Here is a 25,961-nt window from a genome sequence, read left to right as displayed (position 1 = left end):
GCGCATGCCTCAGGTCGGGCGCTTCGCCAGCGCCAGGTACGCGCCCAGGCCCAGCATCGTCAGGCCGGACGCGCGGGTCATCATCCGCGCGCGGCCGGCGCGCCAGGCGCTGGACCCCAGCAGCGCCTGCGCGCCGAAGACGGCCAGCACATCCACCAGCGTATTGAGCACGACGCAGAACGTGCCCAGCGCGGCGAGCTGCAGCGCGATGGGCTTACCCGGTGTCACGAACTGGGGCAGGAAGGCGAGGAAGAACAGGGCGGTCTTCACGTTCAGCAACTCGACGACGACGCCTTCGCGAAACGCGCGCCGAGGGCCTTGCGCGGTGACGTGCTCGACGGCGACGGCAGACGCCTGGCTGCGCAGCATGCGCACGCCGAGGTAGATGAGGTAGGCCGCGCCGAGATACTTCAGCAGGCTGAAGGCCAGTGCACTCTGCGCGATGACCAGCGACAGGCCCAGCGCCGCGGCCAGCACGTGCAGCATGCCGCCCAGGCCGGTGCCCAGGCACGAGGCCAGGCCCTCCTCACGGCCGCCCGCTACGGTGCGCGCCACCACATAGGCCACGCCCGGCCCCGGCGTGATGGCCAGAACGACCGCGGCGATGAAGAAGGCCAGCAGCGACATCACTCGTCCCCCGACCAGAAGCGCCGCGGCAGCCGCTCGCTGAAGGGATAGAAGCGGAAGTAGGGCCGGGCCTCGTCCAGCACGCGCGCCACGCTGGGGCGCTCGACGACACGCTCGAAGTAGCTCGCCAGGCGCGGCTGCTCGTCACCCAGCGGCACGAGCGTCGTCGCATAGAACAGCGCCGGCGCGGCCGTGCAGTCCGCCATGCTGAAGGCGTTGCCCGCCATCCACTCGCGCTCGCCGAGCCGCCGCTCCAGCAGGCCGTAGGCCGTGGTCAGCGTGGCGCTGGCCTGGGCGACCGCGAGCGCGTCGCGGTCGGCCGCGGCCCGCAGGTGATCCGCCACGATGGCCTGCATGGGCATCATCACGTACAGGTCGAGCAGCCGCTCCATCAGCCGCACCTCCAGCGCGGCCTGCGAATCCGCCGGAATCAGCGTCTGCGCGGCGCGCGCGTGACGCAGCACCAGATGCTCGATGATGATCGTCGTCTCCGGCACCACGTGGCCTTTGTCTTCCAGCAGCGGCATCTTGCCGGTGGGCCACAGCGCGACGAAGCGCGCGCGCTCCTCGGGGTCGCCCAGGTTGAGGAATCGGCCCTCGAACGGGATGCCCAGCTCGTAGAGCGCGATCAGCACCTTGTGGCAGGACGACGAGAGCGGGTGGTGGTGCAGGGTCAGGGCCATGGGGCCAAGCCTAAGGCACGCGGGCCGCCTTGTCCAAGCGGCCGCAGGCCCATCAGGCACGCTCGCGCACCAGCGCCTGCAGCCGCTCGGCGAAGCGCGGCCGCACGCCGATCTCCTCCGTCACCGGCAGACCCAGCATCTGCGCGAGCGCCTCGCGCGGCAGCTCACCGTCGCGCATCAGTGCATCGGCCACGCGGGCCAGCAGTGCCGACTGCTCCTTCAGCAGGCGCTGCGCGCGCTCGTACTGCGCGGCCAGCGTCTGCTCGATCGCGGCGTCGGTGGCAGCGATGGAGGTGTTGATCTCACAGTCTGGATCCGCGCCCACGTCGGTACGGCTCAGCCGGCCGGCAAAGCCGTGCCAGCGCACGAAGGGCGCCGCATCGGCCGTGGCCACGCGCAGGTCCTGCTCGGCGCCGGTGGTGATGGCGTCGGGGCCGAACACCAGCAGCTCCGCGGCGCGGCCGGCGAGACCGACGCAGATCATGTCCAGCACGTCGCGGCGCGACTCCGCCTTCAGCGGCATGAAGCTGTTGTAGCCGCCACTGAAGGAGGCCACGTTGATCTTCAGCTCCAGCGGCACGTGGCCCATGAGCAGGCCGTAGACGAGCGCGTGGCCGGCCTCGTGCACCGCCAGCAGCGCGCGGAAGTCCGGGTCGCTGCGCTGCTTGAGACGGTTCACGTCGAAGGGCGCGGCCAGCAGGCGCGTGTGTTCGCCCCAGCAGGCCTGCAGATGCTGCTGGTCGGGCGCGAGCGTGAGGCGCAGCCGGTCACCCGTGTCCGCGCCCTGCTCCAGCGCCCACACGCTGGCGTTGACCAGCGGCGCGCCCAGCAGGGCCTGCAGCGACGAGAACAGCGGCCGCGTGCCCTGTGCGGGGAACACGCCGTTGGAGTAGATCGCGCCGCGCACCGATGCATCCACCTCGATCTGCAGGCCGGCGCTCCTGCCGACCTCGGCGGCCTGGCGCTCGGTCTGCTGCTCGATCAGGCGCTCGTAGGTGCGCCGGTCCAGGCTCGGGTAGACCAGATGGTTGTTGCCCAGCCGCGCGATCTGCTCCGGCTTGAAGCGCTTGCCCAGTGCCTTCTTCACGTCGATCAGTGACAGGCGGCTGGTGTAGCGGTGGAAGATGTCGGCGTCGGTGTCGCAGTCCTGCACGCGCGTGGCCACGCCCCGGTACATCTCGTCCAGGTTGCCGGTCACCACGATCAGCAGGCGGCTGTAGTCGGTGGCCCATCGCTCGGGCTGCTCGCGAAAAGCCTGCAGCGCGGCCAGCACGCGATCGGCCGGCCAGGCCATCACCTCCAGCAGCGGATCGGTCAGCTTCAGGCAGCGGCGCAGCTCGCGCGCCTCATAGGGCGAGAGCGCGAAGCGGCGGCGCTTGCGGGGCTTGGCGGGCGCGGCAGCAGGCGTGGAAGCGGTGTCGTCCTCCTCGTCGTCGCTGCGCGCCTCGTCGCGGTCGTATTCGGAGCTGGCCACGGCCGACTCCAGGTCGCCCATGAACGACAGCAGCGGCGGCAGGCGCCCGTCTGACAGCAGCGCCCACACGTCCTGGTAGCGCTGCACCTTCAGCTCGTCCCCCTTCTCGTTGACGGTGCGGAAGCGCTGGAACTCGTCCAGCAGCAGGATGCCGGGCGCGCCCTCCTGCACGCCGGAGTCACCGAGCAGGCCCGAGATGCTGTCGCTCCAGTAGCCGGAGCCGTGCGAGAAGCCATCCATCTGCACCTCGACGAAGCGGTCCTGGAAGCCGAGCTTGGTGGCCAGCAGGCGCACCAGCTGCGTCTTGCCGGTGCCGGTGAGGCCCCACAGGCACACGATGACCGGCCGCTGCACGAGCTCAGGCAGCACGTACCACGCGCGCACGGTCTCGATCACGCGGTCGATGATGGAGTCGATGCCGAACAGTTCGGCCTTCAGCTCGCAGCTGATTTGCTGCAGCCGCTCGCTGCGCAGGGCGATGCGGCCGCGAAGAGTGGTTGCGTCCATGATTCTGGTTTCTTGTGGCGCGGCGCCTTGGCGGCCGCGCGGATCCACACCTGTGCACGCTCGTGCACCTCGAAAAGCAGACAGCCCCGGCTGAACGGTCGTCGGCCAGGGCTGCGGCGGGCCGCTCTGGCTGGAAGTGGCGCGCACATCCAGCCGGGGCGGCAGATGAGGCGGTGTCAGATCACGACAAGGAAGAACATGGCTTCGGCGGATCGGGTTGGAATGGAAAGAGGCGCGATTGTGCGGGGGGAGCGCGGCGTCGCGCAAGACCGTGAAGGCGAAGTGTTGCGCCGGTGAGTCACACCACCAGCCGCCCGCGCCGCTGCGCCGGCCCGACCACCGCCTCCATGCCGGCCGGGAAGCGCAGGAAGTCGGCCTCCATGCCGTCGGAGAAGATGACCCCGTGGTCGGGCATGCGCGAGCGCAGCACGAGGGGCTGCTGCGCATCGACCTGGCCATAGACCAGCGTGGCCTGCGAGCCGCGGCTGGGGAAGGGCTCGCGTACGGCATACACGAGGTGCGGCGCGTCCCAGGCCAGCGGCTGCCAGGCGTCACGGGCCGGGCCGCCCAGCGCGCCCGCGATCGCCATCGAGCCGGTGACCACGCTCTTCAGCCACGCGGTGGAGCCGAGGCCGGTGGCGACGATCAGGCCCGAGGACGATTGCGTTTCGGCCGAGCGGCCCTGGCGGATGTCGTAGAGCGCCGAGGTGTGGCTGCGCGGACCGATGAACAGGTCGTTCACGCCCAGCAGCGTCTGCCCGTCACTCAGCTTCACCTGCGCCATCGTGATCGCGCGGTCGGCGCGGCGGCCAGCCGCCACCTCGGGCAGCACCACGCGCAGGTCGGCCGGGCCGAAGGGCAGCAGCACGCCGTCCCAGCGCGCGGGCTCGGGGTTCAAGCCCAGCAATGGCTGGCCATCCAGGTACTTCAGCGTGTTGGCCACCAGGCCGTCCTGGCCCAGCGCCACCACGATGTCGCTGCCGTCGAAGACGAAGTTGGCCAGCAGCGTGCGGTCCACCATCTGCCAGCGGCCCCAGGCCTGCAGCGCCTCCACGGTGACGCGCAGGCTGGCGCTGTAGGCTTCGTCTTCGCGCAGGTAGTCACCGAAGTCCGCGCCCAGGTGCTCGATGGTGAAGCGGGCCTGCGCCAGCGTGTTGTGCCGCGCCACGATCTCCTGCAGGCGCGTGCGGCGCGTCACCAGGATCACGCGGCGCGGCAGGTTGCTGCTCACTGCGCTCTCCGCGCGCCGGCGGGTGAAGCGGCGCTGTTCATCAGCGCCTGCAGCAGATCCGGCGACACGTTGAGCTGGCCGATGCGCTCGGCCTTCTCCGCGATGCCGCCGAAGGCCTGCGCGATCAGCTGACCGGGCTGCATGCCCGCGGCGGCCAGGGCCTGCACCACCCGTGGATCGGCCTTCTCCAGTGCCTGCATCACGGCCTGCACGCGATGCGCCTCGGCCTCAGCGAGCGCGCGCGTGTTCTCGGCCTGGCTCGCCACCAGCGCCTTGCGCTCCTGCTCCAGGGCCACGTCGGCCGCCATCTGCTCGTCGCGCAGGGCGTGCTCGCGGCGCAGCAGGGCGGCGCGTGCCTCCATCTGCGCTTCCTTGATCTGGCGCTTCTTCTCCTCCACAGCCACCTCGGTGTCCAGCTCGTTCTGGCGAATGGAGCGCTCGTTCTGCACCGCCGCCATGCGGCGCTGGTAGATCGCGTCGTCCGCCGCGCGCAGACTCGCCTCGCGTGCCTCGGCTTCCAGCGCACGAGCAATGTCGGGCGTGGGGCGGATCGCGGACACCGACACGCCCAGCACCTCCAGACCCAGGGCCTGCATGCCGGGCTGCGCGGCCAGCTGCGACTGCGCGGCCTGCGCCACGGTGGCCGAGGCCTGGATGGCCTGCTTCAGGTCCAGCGCCTGGATCGCCTGCTGGATGATCACGCTGGCCTGCGTCACCACCTGGTCGCGCAGGCGCTGCGGGTCTTCCGAGGCATGGCGCCCATCGGCCAGCAGCGAGAAATCCATCAGCGCGGCCGTCTTGCGCGGGTCGCCCACGCGCCAGCTCACCTGCCCCTGCACGGTGACGGACTGGAAGTCGCGCGTGACCAGTTCCAGCATGAAGCCCACGTCCTGGCTGGCCACCGGCACCGCCACCACGGTGCTGGCCGGCGCGTAGTACAGCAGCGAGAGGCCCGCGCCCTCGCGCACCAGCCGGCCGCGGCGGAACTGCATGAGGTGGGTGGTGGGCTGGGTCTTGATGAAGTGGATGCCGAGCATGGGTTCTCCTTTCGCGGCGGGCCCTGATGGTTGCACTGTGCAACCCTTTGAGGTTGTATAGTACAACCCAATTCCAGGCTGTCAAGGAGTTCCGATGCCACGTCGTTCCGCCCCTGCCGCCGCCGGGCCCGCCGGTGACCTGAGCTTCGACCGGCCGCTGGTCACGGTGGACGTGATCATCTTCACCGTGGTCGGCGACGCCCTGCGCGTGCTGCTGGTGCGCCGGCCGGACGATGCGGCCGAGCCCTACCCGGGCCGCTGGGCGCTGCCGGGCGGCTTCGTCGACATCCATCGCGATGCGTCGCTGCAGGCCTGCGCCCTGCGCAAGCTGCGCGAGAAGACCGGCGTGGCCGCGCCCTACCTGGAGCAGCTGGGCAGCTGGGGCGGCGCCCGGCGCGACCCGCGCGGCTGGTCGGCCACGCATGCGTGGTTCGCGCTCATTGCGCCGCCCGCCGATGAGACTGCATCGCCCCAGGGCACGGCGCCCAGCGAGTGGGTGCAGGCCGATGAGGCCGCGCGCCGGCGCCTCGCCTTCGACCACGGCGAGATCCTGGCCGCGGCGTTGCAGCGCCTGCGCGGCAAGGTGGAATACACGTCGCTGCCCGCCTTCCTGTTGCCGGAACCCTTCACCCTGCCCGAGCTGCAGCGCGTGTATGAAGTGGTGCTGGGCCGCGCCCTGGACAAGAGCGCGTTCCGCAAGCGCATGCTGGACAGCGGCTTCCTGGAGGAGGTGGGCCTGGTCGATGCCCCTTCCGGCCGCGCGGCCATGGGCTACCGCGTGGTGGACCGGGAGCGGCCCGCGATCTTTCCGCGCACGTTCCGCTCAGGAGAGTAGCCCGCCGGGCTTGGCACGCCCCTTGCATCTGTTCTTGTATCCAAGATTGGATGCTCGAACATGGTGCAAGCCTCCTCCCCATCCTTGTCCGGCCCTCGCGCCGGGGCCCTCCGTCGCGAGGGGCCCGCCGCCGCCTGGATCACCGCGTTCGAGGGGCCGCTGCGCACCGCTTTCGACGGTCCGCTGTCCGGCCTGCGCTTCGCCGTCAAGGACAACATCGACGTCGCCGGCGTGCCCACCACGGCCGCCTGCCCCGGCTTCGCCTACCGCCCTGACCACCATGCCACCGTGGTGCAGAAGCTGCTCGATGCTGGTGCGGCCTGCCTGGGCAAGACCAACCTCGACCAGTTCGCCTGCGGCCTGAACGGCACGCGCTCGCCGTATGGCGAGGTGCCCAACGCCATCAACCCCGCCTACGTGAGCGGCGGCTCCAGCTCGGGCTCCGCCTACGCGGTCGCGACCGGGCAGGTGGACTTCGCGCTGGGGACGGACACCGCCGGTTCCGGTCGCGTGCCGGCCGGCCTGAACAACATCGTGGGCCTCAAGCCCTCCAAGGGCCTGATCAGCGCGCAGGGCGTGGTGCCTGCGGCGCAGAGCGTGGACTGCGTGTCCATCTTCGCGCCGACGGTGGTGCTGGCCGTGCGCGTGCTGCAGGTGGCGATGGGCCACGACATGAAGGACCCGTATTCGCGTGCGCTGAAGCTGGCGAACCGGCCGCTGCCCTTCGCCTTCCGGTTCGGCGTGCCGGACCGGCTCACCTTCTTCGGTGACTCGCTGGCGCAGGCCGCCTTCGACGAGTCCGTGCAGCGCCTGCGCGATCTCGGCGGCACGCCGGTCACCATCGACTACACGCCGCTCGCCCAGGCCGCCGCGCTGCTGTATGAAAGCGCGCTGGTGGCCGAGCGCTACGCCGCGGTGCGCAGCTTCTTCGACGGTCGCGAGCAGGACGTGATGGAGCCGGTGCGCGGCATCATCGGCGGTGGCTGCGGCCACAGCGCGGCCGACTATTGCGAGGCGCAGACGCAGCTGCGCGCGCTGGGCCAGGTGGCTGATGCGATGTGGGAACGCATCGACGTGCTGGTGGTGCCGACAGCGCCCACGCACTACACGATCGCCCAGATGCTGGCCGACCCGGTGGCGCTGAACCGCAACCTGGGCGCGTACACCAACTTCGTCAATTTGCTGGACTACGCCGCGCTGTCGGTGCCGGCCACGATGCGGCGCGACGGGCTGCCGTTCGGCATCACGCTCATTGGCCCCTGCGCGAGTGATCTGCAACTGGCGGACCTGGGGCAGCGATTCCATCACGCCACCGGCCTGCCTGTCGGTGCCACGGGGCAGCCGCTGCCGGCGCCGGAGGCGATCCCCGGCCTCGCGCCCGAGCCCACCGTGCAGGTGGCCGTCGTCGGCGCGCACCTGTCGGGCATGCCCCTGAACAGCCAGCTCACCGAGCGCGGCGCGCGCCTGCTGCGCACCACGCAGACCGCGCCCGACTACCGCTTCTATGCGCTGCCCGGCACCACGCCGCCCAAGCCCGGCCTGGTGCGCGTGCCCGCTGGCACCGGCGGCGCCGTGGCACTGGAAATCTGGGAGATGCCGGCCTGCCACTACGGCAGCTTCGTCGCGCTCATTCCCCAGCCCCTGGGCATCGGCACGCTCAAGCTGGCCGATGGCGGCACGGTGCAGGGCTTCCTGTGCGAAGCCCTGGCGACCGAAGGCGCCCAGGACATCACCGCCCTCGGCGGCTGGCGCGCCTACATGGCGCAGCGCGCGGCCGCGCCCGTTCAACCCTGACCTGTCTGGAGCATCCGATGAAGCACGCCCACCGTTCCCCGAACCGCCGCACCGTGCTGAAGGCCGCCAGCCTGACGCCGGTGGCGGCCACCGCCCTGGCCGCCGGCCAGGCCCATGCGCAGGACCGCAAGGACGTCCTGATCATGGCCAACGAGTTCGGCCCGAACATGCTGGACATCCATGGCCTGGGCGCCAACCGGCCCAGCTACGGCGTGGCCTGGAACTGCTACGACCGCCTCATGACCTACGGCCGCAAGAAGCTGCCCGACGGTTCCATGATGTACGACTACAGCAAGCTCGAGCCGGAACTCGCCGAGCGTTGGAAGATGGACGCCGACGGCATGGGCGTGACCTTCTACCTGCGCAAGGATGCGAAGTTCCATGACGGCACACCGGTCACCGCCGATGACGTGAAGTGGAGCTTCGATCGCGCGCTGGGCATGGGCGGCTTCCCCACCTTCCAGATGAAGGCCGGCTCTCTGGAGGAGCCCTCGCAGTTCAAGGTGGTGGACAAGCACACCCTGCACGTCAAGTTCATCCGCAAGGACAAGCTGTCCATGCCGGATCTGGCGGTGCCGGTCGCCTCCATCTACAACAGCACGCTGGCGAAGAAGCACGCCACCGACAAGGACCCCTGGGCCGCCGAGTGGCTGAAGACCAATGAGGCCGGCGGCGGCGCGTACAAGGTCGCGAGCTGGAAGCCGGGGCAGGAGCTGGTGCTGGAGCGCTTCGACGACTGGAAGAGCGGCCCGCTGCCGAAGATCAAGCGCATCATCCAGCGCGACGTACCCTCGGCCGGCAACCGGCGGGCGCTGCTGGCGCGCGGCGACATCGACATGACGTACTCGCTGCCGCCCAAGGACTTCAGCGATTTCGCGGGCGACAAGGGCAAGCTCAAGGTGGCCAGCCTGCCGGTGGAGAACGCGCTGTTCTACCTGGGCATGCTCACCAGCAAGCCGCCCTTCAACAACGTGAAGCTGCGTCAGGCGGTGGCCTACGCGCTGCCCTACGACAAGATCTTCGAGTCGGCCTTCTACGGCCGCGGCATCAAGATGAGCGGCGGCAGCAACGAGCCCAAGTCGCCCGTGTGGCCGATCCCGCATGGCTACAAGCAGGACATCGCGAAGGCCAAGCAGCTGATGACCGAATCCGGCGTGGCGCCTTTCGAGACCACGCTGTCCTACGACCTCGGCTCCGCCACCGTGGGCGAGCCCACCGCGATCCTGATCCAGGAGGCACTGGCGCAGATCGGCATCAAGGTCACGCTCAACAAGGTGCCGGGCGCCAACTGGCGCGCGGCGCTGCTGAAGAAGGACATGCCGATGACCATCAACCGCTTCGGCGGCTGGCTCAACTACCCGGAGTACTTCTTCTTCTGGTGCTACCACGGGCAGAACGCGGTGTTCAACACCATGAGCTACCAGAACCCGGTGATGGACAAGCTGATCACCAACGCCCGCTTCGCGGAGAGCAAGCCGCTGTACGACGGCATGGTCAAGGACATGATCAAGCTGGCCCACGAGGAGGTGCCGCGCATCCCGCTGGTGCAGCCGATGATGGACGTGGCCATGCAGCCCAACATCACCGGCTACACGTACTGGTTCCACCTGGAGCCGGACTACCGGCAGCTGGTGAAGGGCCCGGTACCCGCCTGAGCGCCTGTCATGGCCCTGCTCGTCCTCAAGCGCCTGCTGGGCGCGCTGCCGAACCTCTTCGGCATCGTGCTCATCACCTTCCTGCTCACCCGCGCGCTGCCGGGTGACCCGGCCGCGTTCTTCGCGGGTCCGGCCGGCACGCAGGAGGCGGTGGCCCAGGTGCGCGAAAAGCTGGGCCTGAACAAACCGCTGCCAGAGCAGTTCTGGATCTATCTCAAGGACCTGGCGCGTGGTGATCTCGGCCAGGCGCTCTCCACCGGCCAGCCGGTGCGGCAGGAGATCCTCACGCGGCTGCCTGCCTCGCTGGAACTGGTGCTGGCCTCGCTGGCCTTCGCGGTCGTGGTGGCGGTGCCGCTGGGCATCGCGGCCGCGCGGCGGCCCAACTCCTGGATCGACCACGCCTGCCGGCTCGTCACCACTGCAGGCGTCTCGCTGCCCACGTTCTTCACCGGCCTGCTGCTGGCCTACCTCTTCTACTTCGTGCTCGGCTGGGCGCCCTCGCCCATAGGCCGGCTCGACCCCTACCTCACCTCGCCGCCCACGGTGACCGGCCTCTACACCGTGGACGCCCTGATTGCCGGCGACGCGAAGCTGTTCGTCGCGGCAGCCAAGCAGATGATCCTGCCGGTGCTGACGCTGGGCATCTTCGTGCTGGCGCCGCTCGCTCGCATGACGCGCGCCTCGATGCTGGCCGTGCTGTCGGCCGACTTCGTACGGACCGCGCGCGCCTCGGGCCTGTCCACCGGCACCGTGCTCGTGCGCTACGCCTTTCGCAACGCGCTGCTGCCGGTGGTGACCACGCTGGGCATGGTGTTCTCGTTCCTGCTGGGCATGAGCGTGATCGTCGAGAAGGTGTTCGCCTGGCCCGGTGTCGGCTCCTTCGCGCTGGAGGCACTGGTGGCCAGCGACTACGCGCCGGTACAGGGCTTCGTGCTCACGATGGCGCTGCTCTACACCCTGCTGAACCTGGTGATCGACCTGCTGTATGTGGTGATCGATCCGCGTGTGAGGTTGGCGTCATGAGTGCCGTGGTCGACTCGGCGGGCGCCCCCACCCCGACCCTCCCCCGGGGGGGGAGGGAGGAAGGCCGAAAGACCTTCTGGTCGCACGCGAAGTACGTGCTCTCGGACAACCCGATCACGCTCTTCGCCGCCACGCTGTTCCTGCTGTTCGTGGGGGTCGCGATCCTCGGCCCCTGGATCGCGCCGTACAACCCGCTCGCCACCAACGTCGGCCCGAGCCTGCAGCCGCCGAGCCTGAAGCACTGGTTCGGCACCGATTCGCTCGGCCGCGACATCCTCTCGCGCGTGATCGTCGCCACGCGCATCGACTTCGTCATCGCGCTGTCGGCGGTGGGCGCCTCGTTCGTCATCGGCGGTCTGCTGGGCGCGTGCGCCGGCTACTTCGGCGGCTGGCTGGAGCGCATCGTCATGCGCGGCTGCGACATGGTGATGAGCTTCCCGCTCTTCGTGCTGGCCATGGGCATCGTGGCCGCCATGGGCAACTCGGTGGCCAACATCATCCTGGCCACGGCGGTGGTGAACCTGCCCTTCTACATCCGCGTGGCGCGGACCGAGGTGAATGTGCGGCGCGAGGCGGGCTTCATCGAGGCCGCGCGCCTGGCTGGCAATGGCGATGCGCGCATTCTGCTTGTGCACCTGATCCCCAACGCCATGCCGCCGATGATGGTGCAGGTGTCGCTGAACATGGGCTGGGCCATCCTGAACGCGGCCGGCCTCTCCTTCATCGGCCTGGGCGTCAGCCCGCCGGCGGCCGAGTGGGGGATCATGGTCGCGGAGGGCGCGGGCTACATCATCTCCGGCGAGTGGTGGGTGGCGCTGTTCCCTGGCGCGGTGCTGATGCTCGCCGTGTTCACCTTCAACCTGCTGGGTGACGGCCTGCGCGACCTGATCGATCCGCGGAGGCGGACATGATTCACGGTACGCACCCGTTGCTGGACGTGCAGCGGCTGTCGCTGCAGTTCCGCACCCGTGACGGCATCGTGCGGGCGCTGGAGGACGTGAGCCTCTCACTCGCCAAGGGCGAGACGGTGGGGCTGGTGGGCGAGTCCGGTTCCGGCAAGAGCGTGCTCGCGTACGCGATCCTGGGGCTCTCGGACGGCGCCGCCAAGATCACCCAGGGGCTCGCGAACTTCGACGGCCTGGACCTGATCGGCGCGAAGGAGAGCGACCTGCAGGCGATCCGCGGCCGCGAGGTCTCGATGATCTTCCAGAACCCCAAGGTGGCGCTCAACCCGATCCGCAAGGTGGGCCACCAGCTGGAGGACGTGCTGGCGCGGCACACCACGGTGACCTCGGCCGAGCGCAAGGCGCGCGCCGTGCAGTGCCTGGCCGACATGCGCATCCCCGATCCCGAGCGGCGCTACCACGCCTACCCTTTCGAGCTGTCGGGCGGGCTCTGCCAGCGGGTGATGATCGCCCTGGCGCTGGCGTGCGGCCCCAAGCTGCTGATCGCCGACGAGCCCACCACCGGCCTGGACGTGACCACGCAGGCCGCGATCATGGCGCTGATCCGCGAACAGACGGTCGGCCGCGGCATGGCCATGCTGCTCATCACGCACGACCTGGGCCTGGCGCGCCAGCAGTGCGACCGCATCGTGGTGATGCATGCCGGGCACATCGTCGAGGCCGCGCCGACCGAGGTGCTCTTCACCGCCCCGCAGCATCCGTACACGCGCCAGCTGATCGGCGCCACGCCGGTGGGGCGTGCCAGCCTGGCGGAGCTCACCGCCATCGGCGGCAGCCTGCCGGATCTGCGCCGTGCCGATCTGCCGCCGTGCCGGTTTGCGGAGCGTTGCGGGCTGCGCAGCGCGGTGTGTGACGCGCCGCTGCCGACGCAGACGCAAGGGGCTCATCTGGTGCGTTGCCATCGGGCCGAGGTGGGCGCCCCCCTCCCAGCCTCCCCCCGGAGGGGGGAGGAGCAGGATCTCCCTCTCCCTCCGGGAGAGGGTTGGGGTGAGGGCGCCCGCGTACCCACCACCACCGGGCCCACCGCATGACCGCCGCCCTGCTCGAAGTGATGGACCTCGCCAAGCGCTTCCCGGTGAAGACGCCGCAGGGCCACGGTCATCTGCATGCGGTGGATGGCGTGAGCTTCCGCATCGCCGCGGGTGAGACGGTGGGACTGGTGGGCGAATCCGGCTGCGGCAAGTCCACGCTGGTGCGGCTGCTCACGCGCACGCTGCCGCTCAGCGACGGCCAGATCCGCTTCCTGGGGCAGGACCTCGGCCTGGTCGATCCACGCAACATGCCCGAGCACAAGGCGCGGCGCGAGGTGCAGATGGTGTTCCAGGATCCGCACGAGAGCCTGAACCCGCGCTACACCGCCTTCGACACCATCGCCGAACCGCTGCGTCTGCTGGCGGGCGTGAAGGACGCCGCCGAACTGCGCCGGCAGGTGGAGGAGATCGCCGATCTCACCGGCCTGCCTCGCGTGCTGCTGCCACGCTTTCCGCACCAGCTGTCGGGCGGTCAGAAGGCGCGCGTGGGCATCGCGCGCGCCGCGGTGCTGCGGCCGCGACTGCTGGTGCTGGACGAGCCCACCGCCGCGCTCGACGTGTCGGTGCAGGTGGTCATCCTGCAGCTGCTGGCGAATCTCAAGCGCGAGCTGGGCATGAGCTTCCTGTTCGTCTCGCACGATCTCAACGTCGTGCGCCTGCTGTGCGACCGCGTGCTCGTGATGTACCTGGGCCGCATCGTCGAGAGCGGCCCCGCCGACGAGGTGTTCGCCGATCCGCGCCACCCCTACACGCGTGCGCTGATCGCCTCCATTCCCGGCGCCGGCCATGACGCCCTTGCGCACCTGCTGCCCGGTGAGCCGCAGAGCCCGATCCAGATCGCCGGCCGGCCGGTGGAGCGCTGCCGCTTCCACGGCCGTTGCCCGCACGGCCGTGCCGACTGCGAGACGCGCACGCCCGCCCTGCGCGAGGTGGGCGCCTGGCGCGAGGCGGCCTGCCACTTCACCGACGAACTCCCCGCCTTCTGACCTGCCCCATCCCATGCAAGCCGAAGACCTGATCCCCTATGTGCAGTCCGCGGCGCGCCTCAACGGCCTGACGCTGGACGCGGCCCGTGCCGCCGCGGTGGCCCAGCATCTGGCGCGAACCGCCGCCATCGCCGCCACGCTGGAAGGCGCGCCGCTGGCGCCGCATGACGAGCTGGCTGAGATCTTCCGGCCGGCGCCCTTCCCTTCGGAGGACGCGCCATGACGACTGGCCACGATGTGTTGCAGGCCATCGCGCGCGGCGAGCGCAGCGCGCGCGAAGTGTGCGAGGCCGCCATCGCCTGCATCGAGGCGACCGACGGGCAGGTCAATGCCTTCACCGGCCGCACCTTCGAGCGCGCACGGGCGGAGGCCGACCGCGTGGACGCGCTGCGCGGCAGCGGCCAGCCGCTGCCGCCGCTCGCCGGGCTGCCCTATGCGGTGAAGAACCTGTTCGACATCGAGGGCGTCACCACGCTGGCCGGCTCGAAGATCAACCGCGAGTTGCCGCCGGCACGTGAAGACGCCGTGCTGGTGCAGCGGCTGCGCGAGGCGGGTGCGGTGCTGCTGGGCGCGCTCAACATGGACGAGTACGCCTACGGCTTCACCACCGAGAACACGCACGAGGGGCCTTGCCACAACCCGCGTGACCTGACGCGCATCGCCGGCGGCTCTTCGGGCGGCAGCGGGGCAGCGGTCGCGGCGGGGCAGGTGCCCCTGACACTGGGCTCCGACACCAACGGCTCGATCCGTGTGCCGGCCTCGCTGTGCGGCGTGTGGGGCCTGAAGCCCACCTTCGGCCGCCTCTCGCGCCGCGGCAGCTACCCTTTCGTGCACAGCATCGACCACCTGGGGCCGCTGGCCGACTGCGTGGAGACGCTCGCGCTGGGCTATGACGCGATGCAAGGGCCGGATCCGCTGGACCCTGGCTGCCACGCGCTGCGCGTGCAGCCGGTGATGCCGCGCCTCTGGTCCGGCGTGCAGGGCCTGCGCATCGGCGTGCTGGGTGGCTACTTCCACGACCACGCCACGCCGCCGGCCCGCGCGGCCGCGGCCCTGGCGGCGCAGACCCTGGGCACCCGGGCGGAGGTGACGTGGCCCGACGCGGCGCTGGGCCGGTCGGCGGCCTTCCTCATCACCGCCAGCGAAGGCGGCAGCCTGCACCGCGATGACCTGCGCACGCGGCCGCAGGATTTCGAGCCGCTGTCGGTGGACCGCTTCATCTCGGGCCTGCTGCAGCCGGTGGACTGGGTGCTGCGCGCGCAGCGGTATCGCCGCGTCTACCGGGACCGCGTGAACGCGCTGTTCGCCGACTGGGATCTGCTGATCGCCCCCGCCACGCCGGTGCCGGCGCCGGTGATCGGCACCGAGTGGATCGAGATCAACGGCGTGCGCCATCCCTGCCGGCCCGCAATGGGGCTGCTCACGCAGCCGGTCTCGTTCGCGGGCTGTCCGGTGGTGGCGGCACCCATGTGGCCCGAGGGCACCGGTGGCCTGCCCATCGGCGTGCAGCTGATCGCCGCGCCCTGGCGAGAGGATCTGTGCCTGCGCGCCGCGCTGGTGCTGCAGCAGGCGGGCGTGGCGAGCGCCCCCACCCCGGCCCTCCCCCAGAGGGGGAGGGAGTAGATCATGGAGATCAACCTGCCGGACGTGCTGGCCGAGGTGCAGGCCGTCTTCGATCGCTACGAGCAGGCGCTCGTCACCAATGACGTCGCCGTGCTCGACGAGCTGTTCTGGAACAGCCCGCACACCCTGCGCTATGGCGTGGGCGAGAACCTGTATGGCTACGAGGCCATCGCCGCGTTTCGCGCGGCCCGCCCTGCGCAAGGGCTGGCGCGCGAGCTGCTGCGCACCGTCATCACCACCTATGGGCGCGACGTCGCCACGGCGAACGTGGAGTTCCGGCGCGAGGGCAGCACCCGCACCGGTCGCCAGAGCCAGACCTGGCTGCGCACGCCCGCAGGCTGGCGCGTGGTGGCGGCGCACGTGAGCCTGATGCCCGCCTGAGCACGAATCCTGCTTGTCCCTTTCCAAACCCGCGAGGAGTAGATCCATGACCCAAGCCTTCAACCGCCGCGACACCCTGAAGTCGCTCGCCGCCCTCTCGGCCTTCGGCGCCGCGCCCCTGGCCTTTGCGCAGAAGCCCATCACCGTGGGCGTCATCTACGTCGGCCCGCGCGACGACTACGGCTACAACCAGGCCCAGGCCGAGGCCGCCGCCGCGCTGAAGAAGATGCCCGGCGTGAAGGTGGTGGAGGAAGAGAACGTGCCCGAGACGGCCGCGGTGCAGAAGACCATGACCGGCATGATCGCCCAGGACGGCGCCAGCCTCGTCTTCCCCACCTCGTTCGGCTACTTCGACCCGCACATGCTGGCCGTGGCGGCCAAGTACCCCGATGCGCGCTTCGCGCACTGCGGCGGCATGTGGACCGAGGGCAAGCACCCCAAGAACACGGCCAGCTACTTCGGCTACATCGACGAGTGCCAGTACCTCAACGGCGTGATCGCCGGCCACATGAGCAAGAGCGGCAAGCTCGGCTTCATCGCCGCCAAGCCCATTCCGCAGGTGCTGCGCAACATCAACGCCTTCACCATGGGCGCGCGCTCGGTTCGCCCCACCATCACCACGCAGGTGATCTTCACCGGTGACTGGTCCATGCCGGTCAAGGAGGCCGAGGCCACCAACAGCCTGGCCGACCAGGGCGTGGACGTGTTCACCATGCACGTGGACGGCCCCAAGGTGATCGTGGAGACCGCGGCCAAGCGCGGCAAGATGGTCTGCGGCTACCACGCGAGCCAGGCCAAGCTGGCCCCCCAGGCCTACCTGACGGGTGCCGAGTGGAACTGGCTGACCGCGTACACCAACTTCCTGGAGGCCGCGCGTTCCGGCAAGCCGCACCCGAACTTCGTGCGTGGCGGCCTGAAGGACGGCTTCGTCAAGATGTCCGCCTACGGCCCGACCGTGAGTGCCGAGGCGAAGAAGAAGGCCGACGACATCAAGGCGCAGATGATGGCCGGCAAGTTCGACATCTTCAAGGGCGGCCTGAAGGACAACAAGGGCAAGGAAGTCATCGCCGCCGGCAAGTCCTTCAAGCAGACCGACCTGGAGCTGGAGAAGATGAACTACCTGGTGGAAGGGGTCATCGGCTCGATCTGAGGCGGCCATGCGCGACACGCTGAGTGACATCCTCCTGCCCGTGGGCGCCATCGCCCTGGCGCTGCTGCTGTTCGGCGTGTTCGTCGCCTTCGCCGGCGCCAGCCCGGTGGAGGCGTGGGTGATCCTCTTCAAGGGCGCGTTCGGCGACTGGTTCTCGTGGCAGAACACGCTGCAGCGCGCGGCGCCGCTGATGCTCACGGCGCTGTGCGTGGCCATCCCGGCGCGCGCCGGCCTCACCATCATCGGCGCCGAGGGCGCGCTGGTGCTGGGCGGGCTGGCCGCGGCCTGGCTGGCGCAGGCCGTGCCCGGCGCGAGCATGGTCGGCACGGTGGCGGTGTGCGCGGCCGGCGCGGTGATCGGCGGGGCCTGGATCATGGCCGCCGGCTGGCTGCGCCAGTGGCGCGGCGTGAACGAGACCATCAGCTCGCTGCTGCTGGCCTACGTGGCCATCGGCCTCTTCAAGCATCTGGTGGAAGGGCCGCTGCGCGACCCGGCCAGCCTGAACAAGCCCTCCACCCATGCGGTGGCCGAGGGTCTGCGCATCGCCGGCATCGGCGGCTCCGACGTGCACTGGGGTCTGGTGCTGGGCATCGTGGCGTGCCTCGCGGCGGCGGTCTGGTTGCGGTGGACGCCCTCGGGCTTCTCGGTCCGCGTGGTCGGCGGCAACCTGCGCGCGGCGCAACTGGTGGGCCTGCCGGCCTCGCGCCTGATCCTGCTGGCCTGTGCCCTGGGCGGCGCGGCGGCGGGGCTGGCGGGCGCGGTGGAAGTGGTGGCGGTGCACACCAGCGCCAACGCCTCGCTGATCGCCGGCTACGGCTACGCCGGCATCCTGGTGGCCTTCATCGCGCGGCAGCATCCGCTGGCGATCATCCCGGTGGCCATTCTCTTTGGCGGCTTCGGTGCGGCTGGCAGCCTGCTGCAGCGCCGCCTGGGCCTGCCCGACGCCAGCGTGCTGGTGCTGCAAGGCATTGCCTTCGTGTTGATCCTGGCGAGCGAGGCGCTGCGTGACGTGGACTGGAAGGCCGTGGCTGCCAAGCTGTCACGCTTCGGCCCTTCGGAGCCGGTGCCGCTGCCCGCGCCGGCGCCCCGGAGCGAGTCCGCATGACGGCCGACCAGATCCTCACCCTCGTCGTCGCCATCCTCGGCGGCGCCCTGCGCGTGGGCGCGCCGTTCCTGTTCGTGAGCCTGGGCGAGTGCATCACCGAGAAGGCGGGCCGCATCAACCTGGGCCTGGAGGGCGTGCTGGTGCTGTCGGCCATGGCGGCCTTCGGCGGCAGCTACCTGAGCGGCAGCGCGTGGATCGGCGTCCTGTGCGCAATGGCCGCGGGGGCCTTGCTGGCGGCGTTGCACGGCGTCCTGTGCACCTTGCCGCGCGTGAACGACGTCGCCACCGGCATCGCGCTGATGCTGCTGGGCACCGGCCTCGCCTTCTACCTGGGCAAGCCGCTGATCCAGCCGCAGGCCGCGCAGCTGCCAGCCATCGAGCTGGGCGCGTGGAGCAGCAGCCCGGCCATCCAGGCGGCGTTGCAGATCAATCCGCTGGTGCCGATCGGCGTGCTGCTGGCCGGCGGCCTTTGGTGGGCCTTCGCGCACACGCGCGCCGGCCTGCTGGTGCGCATGGCGGGCGACTCGGCGCAGGCCGCGCGCGCGCTGGGCTACTCGGTGGGCGGCATCCGCATCGCGGCCACGGCCGCCGGCGGCATGGTCGCTGGCCTGGGCGGCGCCTGCCTCACGCTGTTCTATCCCGGCAGCTGGAACGAGGGCATCTCCAGCGGCCAGGGCCTGATCGCCGTGGCGCTGGTGATCTTCGCGCGCTGGGATCCGCGGCGCTGCGTGGTGGCGGCGCTGCTGTTCGGCGGCGCCGGCGCGGTGGGGCCGGCGCTGCAGTCCGTCGGCATCAGCTGGGGCTACCACCTGTTCAACATCGTGCCCTATGTGCTGACGCTCGCCATCCTGGTGGCGAGCTGCCGGCCCGGCCAGCTGGCCGCCGGCAGCCCGGGCGAGCTTTCTTCAAGGTGAACGCAATGAGTGGATTGGGCGGACTCAACAAGTCGAAGCAGGGCGTGGTCGTGGGCCTGGTGCAACTGCAGCTGCCCGTGGTGGTGACACCGGCAGACCTGGCGGCGCAGACGGCACGCATCTGCGAACTGGTGGGCAAGGCCCGCCGCAACATGAGCACCATGGACCTGGTGGTGTTCCCGGAGTACAGCCTGCACGGCCTGTCGATGGACACCAACCCGGCGATCATGTGCTCGCTGGACGGGCCGGAAGTCGCTGCCTTCCAACGCGCCTGCGCCGAGCACCGCATCTGGGGCTGCTTCTCCATCATGGAGGCCAACCCCGGCGGCATGCCCTACAACAGCGGCCTGATCATCAACGACCAGGGCGGCATTGCGCTCTACTACCGCAAGCTGCACCCCTGGGTGCCGGTGGAACCGTGGGAGCCGGGCAACCTGGGCGTGCCGGTGTGCGACGGGCCCAACGGCAGCAAGCTCTCGCTCATCATCTGCCACGACGGCATGTTCCCCGAGATGGCGCGCGAGGCGGCTTACAAGGGCGCCGAGATCATCCTGCGCACGGCGGGCTACACCGCGCCCATCCGCCACGCCTGGAAGATCACCAACCAGTCCAACGCCTTCCAGAACCTGGCGTACACCGCCAGCGTGTGCATGTGCGGCAGCGACGGCACCTTCGACAGCATGGGCGAGGGCATGTTCTGCAGCTTCGACGGCACGGTCATGGTGTCCGGCGGCGGCCGCCCCGACGAGATCATCACCTGCGAGCTGCGGCCCGGCCTGGTGCGCGAGGCGCGCGCGGGCTGGGGCGTGGAGAACAACATCTACCAGCTCTACCACCGCGGCTACGTGGCGGTGAAGGGCGGCGCGCAGGACTGCCCCTACACCTTCATGCACGACATGGTGGCCGGGCGCTACCAGCTGCCGTGGCAGGTGGAGGTGACCGACGGCACGTCGTGCGGCTTCGCGCCGCCCACGCGCAGCTACATCGGTCCCGAGGCGCACCCGCTCGTGCCCGATGCGCAGCCCGCCTTGAAGAAGGCGGCCTGACATGACTCGCTTCGTCGCTGCGAAACCGTACCTGTGGCCCTTCGACGGCGACCTCACGCCCGCCAACACGGCGCTGGTCGTCATCGACATGCAGACCGACTTCTGCGGCATCGGCGGCTACGTGGACAAGATGGGTTACGACATCTCGCTCACCCGTGCGCCGATCGAGCCGCTGAAGACGCTGATGGCGGCGATGCGCGCGCAGGGCTTCCACCTGATCCACACGCGCGAGGGCCATCGGCCCGACCTGTCCGACCTGCCGGCCAACAAGCGCTGGCGCTCGCGGCAGATCGGCACCGGCGGCGTGGGCATCGGCGATGCAGGTCCTTGCGGCCGCATCCTGGTGCGCGGCGAGCCGGGCTGGGAGATCATCCCCGAGCTGGCGCCGCTGCCGGGCGAGGTGGTGATCGACAAGCCGGGCAAGGGCTCGTTCTGCGCGACCGACCTGGAGCTGATCCTGCACACGCGCGGCATCCGCAATCTCATCCTCACCGGCATCACCACCGACGTGTGCGTGCACACGACGATGCGCGAGGCCAATGACCGCGGCTTCGAGTGCCTGCTGCTCGCGGACTGCACGGCCGCCACGGATCGCGGCAACCACGAGGCGGCGCTGAAGATGATCACCATGCAGGGCGGGGTGTTCGGTGCGCACGCGACATCCACGCAGGTGCTGGAGGCGCTGGCGTGAAGCCCGCGCTGCATGTCGACCCCATGCCCGCGCCCACCGGTGCGATGGCACTGGAGGCACTGGAACTCACCAAGCGCTTCGGCAGCTTCACCGCCCTGGACCGCGTGAGCCTGAAGGTGGCGCCGGGCACGGTGCATGCGCTGCTGGGCGAGAACGGCGCCGGCAAGAGCACGCTGGTGAAGTGCATCGCCGGCTTCCACCGCGCGGAGGAGGGCAGCATCGTCACCGACGGCCGCGAGCAGGACATCGCCAACCCGGTCGTCGCGCGCGCGCTGGGTATCGGCATGGTCTACCAGCACTTCACCCTGGCGCCGGGCATGACGGTGGCCGAGAACCTGCTGCTGGCCGGTGGCGAGGTGCCAGCGGTGATCGACTGGCGCGCGCAGCGTGGGGCGCTCAAGACCTTTCTGGAGAGCACGCCGTTCCGGCTGGACCTGGACGCTCGGCCGATGGAGCTGGCGGCGGGCGAGAAGCAGAAGCTGGAACTGCTGAAGCAGCTCTACCTGCGGCCGCGGCTGCTGATCCTGGACGAGCCGACCTCGGTGCTCACCCCGCAGGAGGCCGACGAGGTGCTGGGCCACGTGCGCGACTTCGCGCGCGCCGGGTTGTGCACCGTGCTCATCATCACCCACAAGTTCCGTGAGGTGATGGCCTACGCGGACGATGTGACGGTGCTGCGGCGCGGCCAGGCGGTGCACCACTGCGCGGTGCGCGACACTGATCCGGCGAAGCTGGCACAGGCGATGGTGGGCGATGCAAAGGCGGCCGAAGCGGAGGCGCATGCGGATCACACGGATGTGGCGGCGACTGCGGCAGGGCCCGCTGCCGACGCGGCCTCTGCTTCGCAGCCCGCAGGCGTGGGCGAGGCCGGTCCGGCGGCGACCCCGCCGACCGCGGTGGCGACCGCCCTCGAGGTGCAAGGCCTCTCGGTGCTGGGCGACCGCGGCACGCTGGCCGTGCGCGAGCTCTCGCTGGCCGTGCGGCCGGGGGAGATCCTTGGGGTGGCCGGCGTCTCCGGCAATGGACAGCGCGAGCTGGTGGAGGCGCTGGTGGGCCAGCGCCCGCGCGCGTCCGGACAGGTGCTCGTGGCGGGCCAGCCGTATCTGGCGCGGCGCGCCGACAATCACCTGCTGAAGGTGCGCAGCCTGCCGGAAGAGCCCCTTCGCAGCGCCTGCGTCGGGCCGCTCAGCGTGGCCGAGAACATGGCGCTGCGGGACTTCGACCGTGCGCCCCTGGCGGCAGGCGGCTGGCTGCGCTTCGGGGCCTGGCGCGAGCGAGCCCGTGAATGGATCACTGCCTACGGCATCAAGACGCGCGGGGAGAACGCGCCCATCGCCAGCCTGTCGGGCGGCAACGTGCAGCGCGCCGTGCTCGCGCGTGAGCTGGCGGGCGACATCCGCGTGCTGATCGCGGCCAACCCGGTGTTCGGGCTCGACTTCGCGGCGGTGGCGGAGATCCATTCGCGCATCCGCGGCGTGCGCGAGCGCGGCGGCGGCGTGCTGCTGATCAGCGAGGACCTCGACGAACTGCTGTCGCTGGCCGACCGCATCGTGGTGATGAGCGAAGGCCGCATCGTGCATGAGGCCGACGCGGCCACGGCCGAGCGCCATGTGCTGGGTGCACACATGGGCGGCGGCCATCATGAGGCCACGCCCGAGCCCGTGACGGAGGAGGCGACGGCATGACGATCACCGTGCACGCCCAGCCCTTCGACTACGCCTTCGACCTGTCGAGCGCGGCGCTGGTCATCATCGACATGCAGCGCGACTTCGTGGAGCCGGGCGGCTTTGGCGAGACGCTGGGCAACGACGTGAGCCTGCTGCGCGCCATCATCCCGGCCTGCCAGTCGGTGCTGGCGGCCTGGCGCGCGCAGGGCGGCCTGGTGGTGCACACGCGTGAGGCGCATGCGGCCGACCTGTCGGACTGCCCGCCGGCCAAGCGCCTGCGCGGCAACCCCAGCCTGCGCATCGGTGACGAGGGGCCGATGGGGCGCATCCTCGTGGCCGGCGAGCCGGGCAACCAGATCATCCCGGAGCTGGCGCCGCGGCCGGGCGAGATCGTGCTGGACAAGCCAGGCAAGGGCGCCTTCTATGCGACGCCGCTGCAGAACCTGCTGCAGCAGGCGGGCGTGACGCACCTCGTCTTCATGGGCGTGACGACCGAGGTCTGCGTGCAGACCAGCATGCGCGAGGCCAATGATCGCGGCTATGACTGCCTGCTGCTGGAGGACTGCACCGAGAGCTACTTCCCGCAGTACAAGGCGGCGGCCGTCGAGATGATCCGTGCCCAGGGCGCCATCGTCGGGTGGACGGCCACGAGCACGCAGCTCATTGCCGCGCTGGGTGCGGCAGGTGGGCCAGGGGCCTGATCCGATGGCGACCGGCGCAGGCCTGCTGCTGGCTTAAAGTCCGCTCGTGCAAGCCACCACTGCCCGCCCCGCCCGCCCCCGCGCCAGCGCGGAGCCGCACCGCTCGCGTGCCGACGAGGTGTACGAGCAGCTCAAGCGCGACGTGGCGGAGTTCAAGCTGGTCCCCGGCGACCGCTTCACCGAGAACGAGATCAGCGAACGCCTGGGCGTGAGCCGCACGCCGGTGCGCCAGGCGCTGTTCCGCCTGCAGCAGGAAGGCTATGTGGAGGTGCTGTTCCGCAGCGGCTGGCGCGTGCTGCCGTTCGACTTCGAGCAGTTCGAGCAGCTGTATGACCTGCGCATGGTGCTGGAGACCACGGCCGTGCATCGCATCTGCACCGATGACCGCCGCGTGGACCAGGCGCTGCTGGCGCAGCTGGCGGCCATCTGGCTGGTGCCGGCCAGTGAGCGCAGCACCGATGCCGTGCAGGTGGCGCAATGGGACGAGGCCTTCCACTGCGCCCTGGTCCAGGCCGCCGGCAATGCCGAGATGGCGCGCGTGCACCGCGACGTGACCGACCGCATCCGCATCATCCGCCGGCTGGACTTCACCCAGCAGATGCGCATCGACGCCACCTACGACGAGCACGCCAAGATCCTGAAGGCCGTGCAGCGCAAGCGCGCCGATCAGGCTGCCATGCTGCTGCGCGCCCACATCGAGACCAGCCAGGCCGAGGTGCGCAAGATCACGCTGCATCAGGTGCATCTGGCGCGGGTGGGGGCGCGGGGGCGCTGACGAACTCGCGGTTTTCCAACACCTGGTCTTCGAACCAGTAATCGGCTACGCCGCGCGCTGCAGTTCGAACAGAGCGTTTTTCCAGCCGCGCCAGTCGGGCGGCGGCCCGCGCCTCCAGGTCTCTGTTGGTCTTCTTGTCCCAGCGCCCGCGCGCTGCCAAGAGGCCGGGGACGGGCTCTGCCAGAATGGGATGAGGGTCAATGGGAGGCATCCGATGAGGGACTGGCTGGGCAAGAGGGCATGGTCGCTGCTGGCGGCGTTGACGGTCATGACGTTGGCTGCTTGTGGCGGGGGCGGCGCCGACGAGGCGGCCGTCGAGATGGCTTGGCAGAAGGCGACGCTGGCCGAATTCAAGGGCCACGGCTCGTACTGGAACCCGGTGGAGCCGGGTACGGGCTTCTTTTTCGAGGCCCAGGGCAGCCTCGGCATCGCCACCTTCTACTTGTTCGAAACCAACGGCCGGCCGGTCTGGTATTCGGCGCTCGGCAGCTTCGCGGACGCAGGGGGTGGACGCTACCGCTTCAGTGGCACCTTGCTGCGGTACTCGGGTGGGCAGACCGCCAGGTCGACTGTCCCCAAGACGCCGGTGAGCACGGTGGTCGGGGCTGCAACCATCGTATTTGATGGCGACCGTGCCGAGGTCGCCCTGCCTGGCCGCAGTTTTATCGCCGAGAAGTTCTACAGGACGGGCCAGGGAACGCCCACCACCTCCATCCAGCCCGAGACCGGCATCTACTGGAACCCGGCCGAGAGCGGCCGCGGCTTCACCATGGAGGTCAACGCCAACTACCTGACCGTCGCGGTTTTCCACTACGACAGCGACGGCCAGCCCATCTGGCACCTCGTGGGCACCGAATTGCGGGAAGGCCTGGCCTCCTCGGTATTCGGCGATTTCCGCATCTTTTCGGGCGGGCAGGCGCTGACCGGGCCCTACAAGGCCCCGACCTCCACGAGGGAGGGTACCTTCAGCGTGTCGTTCATGGAATCGTGCAAGGGCAGGCTGGCCTTTTCGGGGGTCGACTTCGTTCCGGTGCAGCGCTTCGCATTCGGCTCACTCCCGGCCGGCCAGGAGTGCCGCACGCCGCCGTCAGGCCCCCGGGCCACCACCACCTTCACCGAGGTCACGCTCCAGCTGGTGACGCCCCCCTATTACGGCCTGTTGCTGTCCAAAGGCTCGACCATGCCTTCCTCCTTCAGCTTCAGCGCCAGCGGGAACATCGCCAGCCTGAACGGCCGCACCGTCTACGTGATCGTTGAAGACCCGGCAGGGCTGTTCACCTCCGAGCCGCCACGAGTGGCGCTGCGTGCATCGCCACCAGGCGCGACGGTGAGCCTGACCGGGAAGCCGCTGGCATCAGGAACCTACGCGGGCGTGCTGCGTTTCTATGCCTGCCTGGACCCGGCCTGCTCCACGCAGTTCGCCGGGTCACCCTTCCTGCAGCCCTTCAAAGTGTTCGTGCAGTGAGGCCGTGGCAGGCTTGACCCTGCGTGGAAGCCAGCACCACGCCGCTGGCCGTGGCGATGGAACGCGCAAAGGCGGCGTCCTGCTGGCTTGCTCGGTTAGGTGAACGCGATGTGGAGGCCGACCGCCCGGGCGCCGTCGGCGCGCACCCGCCCCAGCAGCTGGCCGTGCAGGCTGCGCGGAAACGGCCACTGCAGGCGCAGCTGCTGGAACGTGGGCTCATCGATGCCCAGGATCACGATGGGCTGGCTGGTCTCGCCCGGCGCCGAACACTGCCAGGTGCCGAGGCACCCAAGGGAACAGCTTACCGCCGCCCGGGGCGCCCGAGGCCGTGTCGGTGACGCTGGCATCCGAATCGGTCCGGTGGTGCGTGTATGGGCGGAGAGTCGGGAGGTGAACGCTTGCGCGACGAAACGCTGGGGTTGCGCTGCGCTTCACCCCAGCCTACGAACTCCGGGCTATGGCTGTTCCCGTAGGCTGGGGTGCAACCCCAGCGGTTTTGGGGCCCGCCCGCCGGGATGCCGCGATCACGTGCTGCCGCGCGGCGGCAGGAAGAAGCTCCTCGGCTCGCGCCGGAACCGCTGCGCGAGCAGCGCGA

The 25,961-nt window shown here is 70.2% G+C and carries 25 protein-coding genes; 19 read left to right on the top strand and 6 right to left on the bottom strand.

All coding sequences use genetic code 11. The annotated features are described in order from the left end of the window. Nucleotides 1-9: 9 nt before the first annotated feature. From ACE3T5_RS09925 to ACE3T5_RS09905, 5 genes are all read right to left on the bottom strand, one after another. Complete coding sequence (locus tag ACE3T5_RS09925; RefSeq protein WP_374667050.1) at nt 10-627, bottom strand: LysE family translocator; 618 nt, start codon at nt 625-627, stop codon at nt 10-12. Beyond that, nucleotides 627-1,310: a glutathione S-transferase family protein gene (locus tag ACE3T5_RS09920; RefSeq protein ID WP_374667047.1), complete on the bottom strand. Its 684-nt coding sequence runs from the start codon at nt 1,308-1,310 to the stop codon at nt 627-629. Before ACE3T5_RS09920 ends, ACE3T5_RS09925 begins: the two co-directional genes overlap by 1 nt. Nucleotides 1,311-1,362: 52 nt before the next feature. Next, nucleotides 1,363-3,291, bottom strand: coding sequence for an AAA family ATPase (locus tag ACE3T5_RS09915; RefSeq protein ID WP_374667045.1), 1,929 nt, complete (start codon nt 3,289-3,291; stop codon nt 1,363-1,365). A 298-nt stretch (nt 3,292-3,589) separates the two neighbouring features. Then, nucleotides 3,590-4,522 (bottom strand): sugar kinase, encoded by a 933-nt coding sequence (locus ACE3T5_RS09910; RefSeq protein WP_374667042.1) that lies wholly within the window; start codon nt 4,520-4,522, stop codon nt 3,590-3,592. After that, nucleotides 4,519-5,559, bottom strand: a complete 1,041-nt coding sequence (locus ACE3T5_RS09905) for an SPFH domain-containing protein (RefSeq protein WP_374667040.1) — start codon at nt 5,557-5,559, stop codon at nt 4,519-4,521. Before ACE3T5_RS09905 ends, ACE3T5_RS09910 begins: the two co-directional genes overlap by 4 nt. Nucleotides 5,560-5,653: 94 nt before the next feature. Between ACE3T5_RS09905 and ACE3T5_RS09900 the strand changes: the two genes are divergently transcribed. The 19 genes from ACE3T5_RS09900 to ACE3T5_RS09810 all read left to right on the top strand — a co-directional run bounded on the left by ACE3T5_RS09900 (nt 5,654) and on the right by ACE3T5_RS09810 (nt 25,366). Then, the gene (locus ACE3T5_RS09900) at nt 5,654-6,394 is read left to right on the top strand and encodes an NUDIX domain-containing protein (protein WP_374667038.1); all 741 of its coding nucleotides are present in this window, start codon (nt 5,654-5,656) and stop codon (nt 6,392-6,394) included. 60 nt (nt 6,395-6,454) lie between these two features. Beyond that, nucleotides 6,455-8,188, top strand: coding sequence for an allophanate hydrolase (atzF, locus tag ACE3T5_RS09895; protein WP_374667036.1), 1,734 nt, complete (start codon nt 6,455-6,457; stop codon nt 8,186-8,188). Between the two features lie 17 nt (nt 8,189-8,205). After that, nucleotides 8,206-9,843 carry an ABC transporter substrate-binding protein gene (locus ACE3T5_RS09890; RefSeq protein ID WP_374667034.1) on the top strand — a complete coding sequence of 546 codons (1,638 nt, stop codon included), beginning with the start codon at nt 8,206-8,208 and terminating at the stop codon, nt 9,841-9,843. Nucleotides 9,844-9,852: 9 nt separating this feature from the next. Continuing rightward, nucleotides 9,853-10,866, top strand: a complete 1,014-nt coding sequence (locus tag ACE3T5_RS09885) for an ABC transporter permease (protein ID WP_374667032.1) — start codon at nt 9,853-9,855, stop codon at nt 10,864-10,866. Next, entirely contained in the window at nt 10,863-11,777 is a 915-nt protein-coding gene (locus ACE3T5_RS09880; RefSeq protein ID WP_374667030.1) for an ABC transporter permease, read from the top strand. The genes ACE3T5_RS09885 and ACE3T5_RS09880 overlap by 4 nt, the downstream gene beginning before the upstream one ends. Next, on the top strand, nt 11,774-12,862 hold the full coding sequence (locus ACE3T5_RS09875) for an ABC transporter ATP-binding protein (RefSeq protein WP_374667028.1): 1,089 nt from the start codon (nt 11,774-11,776) through the stop codon (nt 12,860-12,862). The genes ACE3T5_RS09880 and ACE3T5_RS09875 overlap by 4 nt, the downstream gene beginning before the upstream one ends. After that, complete coding sequence (locus ACE3T5_RS09870; protein WP_374667026.1) at nt 12,859-13,848, top strand: oligopeptide/dipeptide ABC transporter ATP-binding protein; 990 nt, start codon at nt 12,859-12,861, stop codon at nt 13,846-13,848. The genes ACE3T5_RS09875 and ACE3T5_RS09870 overlap by 4 nt, the downstream gene beginning before the upstream one ends. Nucleotides 13,849-13,861: 13 nt before the next feature. After that, nucleotides 13,862-14,071 (top strand): DUF4089 domain-containing protein, encoded by a 210-nt coding sequence (locus ACE3T5_RS09865; protein ID WP_374667024.1) that lies wholly within the window; start codon nt 13,862-13,864, stop codon nt 14,069-14,071. Next, the gene (locus tag ACE3T5_RS09860) at nt 14,068-15,471 is read left to right on the top strand and encodes an AtzE family amidohydrolase (protein WP_374667022.1); all 1,404 of its coding nucleotides are present in this window, start codon (nt 14,068-14,070) and stop codon (nt 15,469-15,471) included. Before ACE3T5_RS09865 ends, ACE3T5_RS09860 begins: the two co-directional genes overlap by 4 nt. 3 nt (nt 15,472-15,474) lie before the next feature. Then, on the top strand, nt 15,475-15,852 hold the full coding sequence (hpxZ, locus tag ACE3T5_RS09855; RefSeq protein WP_374667019.1) for an oxalurate catabolism protein HpxZ: 378 nt from the start codon (nt 15,475-15,477) through the stop codon (nt 15,850-15,852). Between the two features lie 46 nt (nt 15,853-15,898). Continuing rightward, nucleotides 15,899-17,002 carry a BMP family ABC transporter substrate-binding protein gene (locus ACE3T5_RS09850; RefSeq protein ID WP_374667017.1) on the top strand — a complete coding sequence of 368 codons (1,104 nt, stop codon included), beginning with the start codon at nt 15,899-15,901 and terminating at the stop codon, nt 17,000-17,002. A gap of 7 nt (nt 17,003-17,009) precedes the next feature. Beyond that, nucleotides 17,010-18,107: an ABC transporter permease gene (locus ACE3T5_RS09845; RefSeq protein WP_374667015.1), complete on the top strand. Its 1,098-nt coding sequence runs from the start codon at nt 17,010-17,012 to the stop codon at nt 18,105-18,107. Then, nucleotides 18,104-19,021: an ABC transporter permease gene (locus tag ACE3T5_RS09840; RefSeq protein WP_374667012.1), complete on the top strand. Its 918-nt coding sequence runs from the start codon at nt 18,104-18,106 to the stop codon at nt 19,019-19,021. Before ACE3T5_RS09845 ends, ACE3T5_RS09840 begins: the two co-directional genes overlap by 4 nt. A 5-nt stretch (nt 19,022-19,026) precedes the next feature. Then, nucleotides 19,027-20,067, top strand: coding sequence for a formamidase (locus ACE3T5_RS09835; RefSeq protein ID WP_374667010.1), 1,041 nt, complete (start codon nt 19,027-19,029; stop codon nt 20,065-20,067). Between the two features lies 1 nt (nt 20,068). Continuing rightward, on the top strand, nt 20,069-20,758 hold the full coding sequence (locus ACE3T5_RS09830) for a cysteine hydrolase family protein (RefSeq protein ID WP_374667007.1): 690 nt from the start codon (nt 20,069-20,071) through the stop codon (nt 20,756-20,758). 23 nt (nt 20,759-20,781) lie between these two features. Next, on the top strand, nt 20,782-22,443 hold the full coding sequence (locus ACE3T5_RS09825) for an ABC transporter ATP-binding protein (protein WP_374667088.1): 1,662 nt from the start codon (nt 20,782-20,784) through the stop codon (nt 22,441-22,443). Beyond that, nucleotides 22,440-23,126, top strand: coding sequence for a cysteine hydrolase family protein (locus ACE3T5_RS09820; RefSeq protein ID WP_374667005.1), 687 nt, complete (start codon nt 22,440-22,442; stop codon nt 23,124-23,126). Before ACE3T5_RS09825 ends, ACE3T5_RS09820 begins: the two co-directional genes overlap by 4 nt. Before the next feature lie 46 nt (nt 23,127-23,172). Further along, nucleotides 23,173-23,901 (top strand): GntR family transcriptional regulator, encoded by a 729-nt coding sequence (locus tag ACE3T5_RS09815; RefSeq protein WP_374667003.1) that lies wholly within the window; start codon nt 23,173-23,175, stop codon nt 23,899-23,901. Between the two features lie 214 nt (nt 23,902-24,115). Next, the gene (locus tag ACE3T5_RS09810) at nt 24,116-25,366 is read left to right on the top strand and encodes a hypothetical protein (RefSeq protein WP_374667001.1); all 1,251 of its coding nucleotides are present in this window, start codon (nt 24,116-24,118) and stop codon (nt 25,364-25,366) included. Between the two features lie 95 nt (nt 25,367-25,461). Here the strand turns inward: ACE3T5_RS09810 and ACE3T5_RS09805 are convergent, their stop codons facing one another. Continuing rightward, a complete protein-coding gene (locus ACE3T5_RS09805) occupies nt 25,462-25,602 on the bottom strand; it encodes a CHASE2 domain-containing protein (RefSeq protein ID WP_374666999.1) in 141 nt (46 codons plus the stop codon). Nucleotides 25,603-25,961 lie beyond the last annotated feature (359 nt).

The sequence above is a fragment of the Ramlibacter sp. genome (genome assembly GCF_041916345.1).
Lineage (GTDB): Bacteria > Pseudomonadota > Gammaproteobacteria > Burkholderiales > Burkholderiaceae_C > Ramlibacter.
The sequence above is the reverse complement of the archived record's forward strand: the minus strand, read 5'-3'. Positions and strand labels throughout refer to the sequence as shown.